This window comes from Variovorax sp. 01T439_2, from assembly GCF_056398445.1.
This window is the reverse complement of sequence record NZ_JBFTPJ010000361.1, coordinates 1-5,355: the sequence shown is the minus strand read 5'-3', so window position 1 is coordinate 5,355 and position 5,355 is coordinate 1. Positions and strand designations below refer to the sequence as shown.

At 68.7% G+C, this 5,355-nt stretch carries 8 protein-coding genes; 5 read left to right on the top strand and 3 right to left on the bottom strand.

Annotated elements, in window-relative coordinates:
• Positions 1-2: 2 nt before the first annotated feature.
• Positions 3-161 carry a hypothetical protein gene (locus AC1DOC_RS17605; protein ID WP_167313252.1) on the bottom strand — a complete coding sequence of 53 codons (159 nt, stop codon included), beginning with the start codon at positions 159-161 and terminating at the stop codon, positions 3-5.
• Between the two features lie 443 nt (positions 162-604).
• Between AC1DOC_RS17605 and AC1DOC_RS17600 the strand changes: the two genes are divergently transcribed.
• Together AC1DOC_RS17600 and AC1DOC_RS17595 are read left to right on the top strand one after the other, a co-directional pair.
• Positions 605-1,147: a hypothetical protein gene (locus AC1DOC_RS17600; RefSeq protein WP_018906050.1), complete on the top strand. Its 543-nt coding sequence runs from the start codon at positions 605-607 to the stop codon at positions 1,145-1,147.
• A gap of 22 nt (positions 1,148-1,169) precedes the next feature.
• Positions 1,170-1,919, top strand: a complete 750-nt coding sequence (locus tag AC1DOC_RS17595; protein ID WP_015865617.1) for a Crp/Fnr family transcriptional regulator — start codon at positions 1,170-1,172, stop codon at positions 1,917-1,919.
• A gap of 29 nt (positions 1,920-1,948) precedes the next feature.
• On the opposite strand, the gene AC1DOC_RS17590 is transcribed toward AC1DOC_RS17595, so the two are convergent.
• On the bottom strand, positions 1,949-2,479 hold the full coding sequence (locus AC1DOC_RS17590; protein ID WP_049826193.1) for a hypothetical protein: 531 nt from the start codon (positions 2,477-2,479) through the stop codon (positions 1,949-1,951).
• Position 2,480: 1 nt separating this feature from the next.
• On the opposite strand from AC1DOC_RS17590, the gene AC1DOC_RS17585 reads away from it, so the two are divergent.
• The gene (locus AC1DOC_RS17585; protein ID WP_015865618.1) at positions 2,481-3,698 is read left to right on the top strand and encodes an NAD(P)H-dependent flavin oxidoreductase; all 1,218 of its coding nucleotides are present in this window, start codon (positions 2,481-2,483) and stop codon (positions 3,696-3,698) included.
• Positions 3,699-3,734: 36 nt separating this feature from the next.
• Here AC1DOC_RS17585 and AC1DOC_RS17580 read toward each other — a convergent pair whose 3' ends face one another.
• The gene (locus AC1DOC_RS17580) at positions 3,735-4,628 is read right to left on the bottom strand and encodes an MBL fold metallo-hydrolase (RefSeq protein ID WP_015865619.1); all 894 of its coding nucleotides are present in this window, start codon (positions 4,626-4,628) and stop codon (positions 3,735-3,737) included.
• 69 nt (positions 4,629-4,697) lie between these two features.
• Between AC1DOC_RS17580 and AC1DOC_RS17575 the strand changes: the two genes are divergently transcribed.
• Both AC1DOC_RS17575 and AC1DOC_RS17570 read left to right on the top strand, forming a co-directional pair.
• Positions 4,698-5,027, top strand: coding sequence for a metalloregulator ArsR/SmtB family transcription factor (locus tag AC1DOC_RS17575; RefSeq protein WP_015865620.1), 330 nt, complete (start codon positions 4,698-4,700; stop codon positions 5,025-5,027).
• Between the two features lie 2 nt (positions 5,028-5,029).
• The coding region (locus AC1DOC_RS17570; RefSeq protein ID WP_478130170.1) for a YeeE/YedE family protein at positions 5,030-5,355 on the top strand (326 nt) is incomplete at its 3' end.

Genomic DNA, 5,355 nt, shown 5'->3' with positions numbered 1-5,355 from the left:
CCTCAGGCAAGCACGATCGCGATGGACACGATGGCCACCGCCCGAACAGCCGTGCCCCGCCTGAGCTTGCGAAGCCGGCCGTAGAACCAGCGGTCCAGGCGCCCGGCCATGCGCCGGGAGCGGCCTGCCGGACGCAGCCGCGCACCTCTCCTGTCGCGCATCGGCCACTCACCTTTTTGTGGGCGTGCTGCCCAGCACCCGGTCCCACACAATGAACTTGAAACGCCTCCAGCAGCGGCGGCGGACCCCGTCCATCTCCAACATTTGCGCGAACCGCAAGAGGCCGAACGCCAATTGTGTCTGATTGTGATTCGGAACACATCCGCGACTCGAAACCCGATGCCAAGCCGCATGTTGCTCCGTAGCATTCCCCTGAGGACCGCTCACGAGCGGATCCAAGAAATGGTTCAACGATTCAGGGGCATGCCAAATGCAGAGAAAGTGGTGTCACGCAGGCGATGCAGCGATCGCCCTGCCACGGATGGAAAACAGGCTCTTCGGGCCGCGGTGGCGCGCGGCCCTGGCGCATTTGCTGCCCGCAAAACATCGCGCTGCCGCCGCTGCGGCAGCGAGGGAGCGAAACCGCAGCGCCCTGCCTGCCAGGGTGTGCGCACTCTTCTTCATCGCCAATTTCGCGCAGCTGGTCGACGCCGATGGGCCGGAGGTTGCCGCGGACGTCAGCCGCGAGATCCGGCGGCGGATCCGCGCGAGCCTGCTGGCTTCGGCCGACACCGACCTGAGCTGCCTGCGCGACGATTGCTTCCTGCTGCGCACCAGCGCCGCCTGCACGGCCAGTTCCACGCCCGCGCAGCGCTCCGGCGGCGGGCAGCTCGAGGAACTGCTGGCGAAGCTCGGCAGCGAGCCGCTCAAGGTGCGCGGCATGACGGCACTGCCGCGGCTGCATGCGGACTGGATCGCGATGCGCGCGTCCAGGCGCCTGGGCGCGGCGGAGATCGAACTGGCCCTGTGGGCCGCGCAGGAGCGGCTCGCGCCGGATGTCGTGGTCGATTGCGTCGACCGCGTCTACGACGTGCATGTCGAGAGAAAAGCCGGAAGACTCTGGTTGCGGGGCCGCGCCCTGCACGAGGCCGAAGAACAAAACCGCATCGAGGCGCTGTTCCGGCTGCTTCAGGCGGACTGCAAATGAGGTGGCCGACATAACCTTCGCCATGTACCTCCATCCCCTCATTGCCAGCGTGCCGCCCGCCGACCGGGCCGCCCTGATCCGCAGCAGCGAACTGCGGTCCTACCGGCGCAACGAGACGGTGCTTCTCGCGGACACCTGGACCGACAGCATCTACTGCGTGGCCAGCGGCCTGCTGCGCGCCGTCGATCGGGATGTCACGACCGACTTCATCCGCAGGGGCGATTTCTTCCTCGGCCCTTCATTGGGCGAGGACCGCTACCAGACCACCTCGACCCTGGTTGCGGCCCTGCCCTCCTCGGTCTACCTGATGCCGATCGCCGCGATCCGCAGGCTGTGCTCGACCTACCCCGAGGTGACCATCGGCCTGCTCGAGGTTGCGATGAAACGCATCACCATGATCCGCGGACAGCTGCGCCGGATCTCGTCGCTGTCGGCCGAGAACCTGGTCGGCCGCGTGCTCCACGAGCTGACCCAGCTGGCCCCTGCGGGCAGCGGCGGCTACGACAAGCGCATCACCCAGGCGGTCATCGCATCGTATTCGGGGCTCTCGCGCGAGGTGGTCAACAAGACCATGCGCGACCTGGAAAGCCGCGGCCTGGTCCGCCGCGACGAGAAAGGCATCCACATCCCGCCGAACTTCGCCTCGACGGACTTCGGCAGCCTGCTTCCGGATGCGCCCGCCGAGCAAGCCGAGGAAGCCCATCCCATGTTCGACCCCGAGCTGTTCACCATGCCGGAAGACACGGGCAACGCCGGACCGAAGCCGGATTGATCTGCCCGGCGCATCGCCAGCGGCCCCGATCAGGGCGCAGGCACCTGGGCCGCCTCGCTTCCACTCCTGAGAGACGTGACCGCGAAGCTGACCGCCCGCTTCGAGGCCAGCTGCGATTTTCCGCAGCGGCTGCAGCAATAGAACCGCAGCCAGGGAAGGAGCTTCATCCACCAGTGCCGATGGATGCGCTCCAGGTGCGCGAGCCCGCATGAACAGTTGACGAAGGGACCGCTCGCGGGCGCATCCGCATGCGCCCGAGAACCCGCCGGTTCCCGCGCTGCATGCCTGGTATCGCCGTGATGCGGCTGGCGCTTGTGGTTCATGCGGGCCATCGTGCCGACGTGGCTTCGCATCGCGCGGCAGGCTGTGATCTTCTTCACCTGCCGCAGCAAAAAAATGGAAGAGACCTTCGGCTGGAACCGAAGGACCCCGCGCGCTTGATGCTCGTCAAGGTGCGCGTCGCCGCCCCATCCAACAATCCCGGCGCACCTCCCCAGGAATCCGCGTGCAACAAGAACGCCAATGCCGTCCACGGCCCCTATCAACCTGATGTGGAACATGATGGATCGATCCTCTGACGAAACAGCAGTCGCGCTGCAAGCGCTTTCGCGCGATGCGGGCCTGCGCAACTGGCGCCTCAAGGGCGCCAAACGCCTCCCCGTGATTCAGGGCGGCATGGGTGTCGGCGTGTCGGCCGGCGGGCTCGCCGGCACGGTCGCCGGGCTGGGCGGCATGGGCACGATCTCGGCCGTCGACCTGCGCCGGCTGCATCCCGACCTGATGGCTCGCACGGCCCACCTGAACGCCGAGCCGGACGCCGGGCAGCGCATCGACGCCGCCAATCTCGAGGCGCTGGGCCGCGAGATCGCGCGGGCGCGCGAGCTCTCCGGCGGGCGCGGCCTCGTGGCCGTGAACGTGATGAAGGCGCTGACCGCCTACGAGGCCTACCTGCGCCACGCCATGGCCTGCGGCATCGACGCATTGGTGGTGGGCGCGGGCCTGCCGCTGGACCTGCCCGAGCTCGCGCGCGACCACCCCGAGGTGGCGCTGATCCCCATCCTCTCGGACGCGCGCGGCGTGCAGCTGGTGGTGCGCAAGTGGGAGAAGAAGGGRCGCCTGCCCGATGCCATCGTGATCGAGCATCCGCGGCTCGCGGGCGGCCACCTGGGCGCTGCCAAGGTGGCCGACCTGCAGGACCCGCGCTTCGACTTCGACGTCGCCATTCCGCAGGTGCTCGAATTCTTCAAGACGGCCGGCCTCGAGGGCCGCATTCCGCTGATCGCGGCCGGCGGCATCGGCAGCCTCGAAGACATCCGGCGCCTGCAGGGCATCGGCGCGGCGGCGGTGCAGCTGGGCACCGCGTTCGCGGTGACCGCCGAATGCGATGCGCATCCGGCCTTCAAGCAGGTGCTGGCCGATGCCCAGCCCGCCGACATCGTCGAGTTCGTCAGCACGGCGGGCCTGCCCGCGCGCGCGGTGCGCACGCCGTGGCTCGACAAATACCTGCGGCTGGAGGAGCGGCTGCAGCACAAGGCGCACAAGAAGGAAAGCTGCACCATGCGCTTCGACTGCCTGGCGCACTGCGGCCTGCGCGACGGCACCCCGAGCTGGGGCCAGTTCTGCATCGACAAGACACTGGGGCACGCGCTGGAGGGCCACCTCGACCGCGGCCTGTTCTTCCGGGGCGCGGGGGCGCTGCCCTTCGGCAGCGAGATCCGCCCGGTGCGCGACCTGATGCGATGGCTGCTCGGCGGCACTCGCCCGGCGGGCGTGGCCTGAGGTGCGCCAGAGCCGGTCGCACTGAACCTGCGGCGCTCAGGCGCCGCAGCTTGCGCGAACCGGCAGCGCGTTGAGCGGAATGCGCAGGTAGGACACGCCGTTGCCGTCGGGCGGCGGCAGCCGGCCGGCACGCACGTTGACCTGGATCGACGGCAGGATCAGCGTCGGCACTTCGAGCGTGGCGTCGCGCGCGCGCCGCATGGCCACGAATTCGTCCTCGCCGATGCCGTCGCGCACGTGGATGTTGCGGGCGCGCTGCTCGGCCACGGTGGTCTGCCATTGCGCCGGCCGCGAGGGCGGCGGATAGTCGTGGCAGACATACACCGGCGTCTCGGGCGGCAGGTCCAGCAGCCGGCGCATCGATGCGTACAGCTGGCGCGCATCGCCGCCCGGGAAGTCGGCCCGCGCGCTGCCGAGGTCCGGCATGAAGAGCGTGTCGCCGACGAACACCGCGCCGCCGATCAGGTAGGCCATGTCGGCAGGCGTGTGGCCGGGCACCAGGATCGCGGTGGCTTCGATGGCGCCGATGCGGAAGGTCTCGCCGTCCTTGAACAGGTGGTCGAACTGGCTGCCGTCGGGCAGGAAGCCGCGCTCCAGGTTGAACAGCGTCTTGAAGGTGGCCTGCACCGTGCGGATGTGCTCGCCGATGGCAATGCGCCCGCCGAGCCGCTCCTGCAGATGGCTGGCCGCCGAGAGGTGGTCGGCATGGGCATGGGTCTCCAGGATCCAGTCGACCTGCAGCCCGTGCTCGGCCACGCAGGCCAGCACCCGGTCCACCGACGCGGTGCCGGTGTGGCCCGACTTGAAGTCGTAGTCGAGCACCGGGTCGATCACGGCGGCACGCAGGCTGCCCGGGTCCCACACGAGGTAGGAGACGGTGCCGGTGCGCGGGTCGAAGAAGGCCTGGACCGAGGCTTTGGTGTTGTTCATGGCGAGCTCGCAGGATCGATCAATGATCTACGGACAAATAATATATATTTTTATATAATGTAGTCAACCATGAAGTCAAGAAAGCGCCACCCCGTCTTCGATCCCGAGATCCTGCGCGGCGCCGCTGCGCGCGCGGTCGGCATGCTGAAGGTATTGGCCAACGAGGACCGCATGCTGCTGCTGTGCCAGCTGTCCCAGGGCGAGATGTGCGTGAGCGAGCTCGAAGCGCAGCTCGACATCCGCCAGCCGACGCTGTCCCAGCAGTTGGGCGTGCTGCGCAACGAGGGCGTGGTCACCACGCGCCGCCAGGGCAAGAACGTCTTCTACGCCGTGGCAGACCCGTCGCTGCTCGAGATCCTCGCCCTGCTCTACCGGATCTACTGCCCGAAGGAAGAATGACGATGACGATCGACTGGCCTGCATTCACTCCATGGACCGCCCTGGCGGGCGGCGTGCTCGTTGGCGCGGCCGCCGCGATGTTCGTGCTGCTCAACGGCCGCATCGCCGGCATCAGCGGCATCGTCGGCGGGCTGCTGCGGCCCGTGCGGGGCGACGTGGCCTGGCGCCTGGCGTTCGTGGCCGGGCTGGTCGCGGCGCCCATGGCCTATGCGGCTTTCGCGCCGTGGCCCCGGCCGCAGATCGATGCCGGCTACGTTGCGCTCGTTGCGGCCGGCCTGCTGGTCGGCGTGGGCACGCGCTACGCGTCGGGGTGCACGAGCGGCCACGG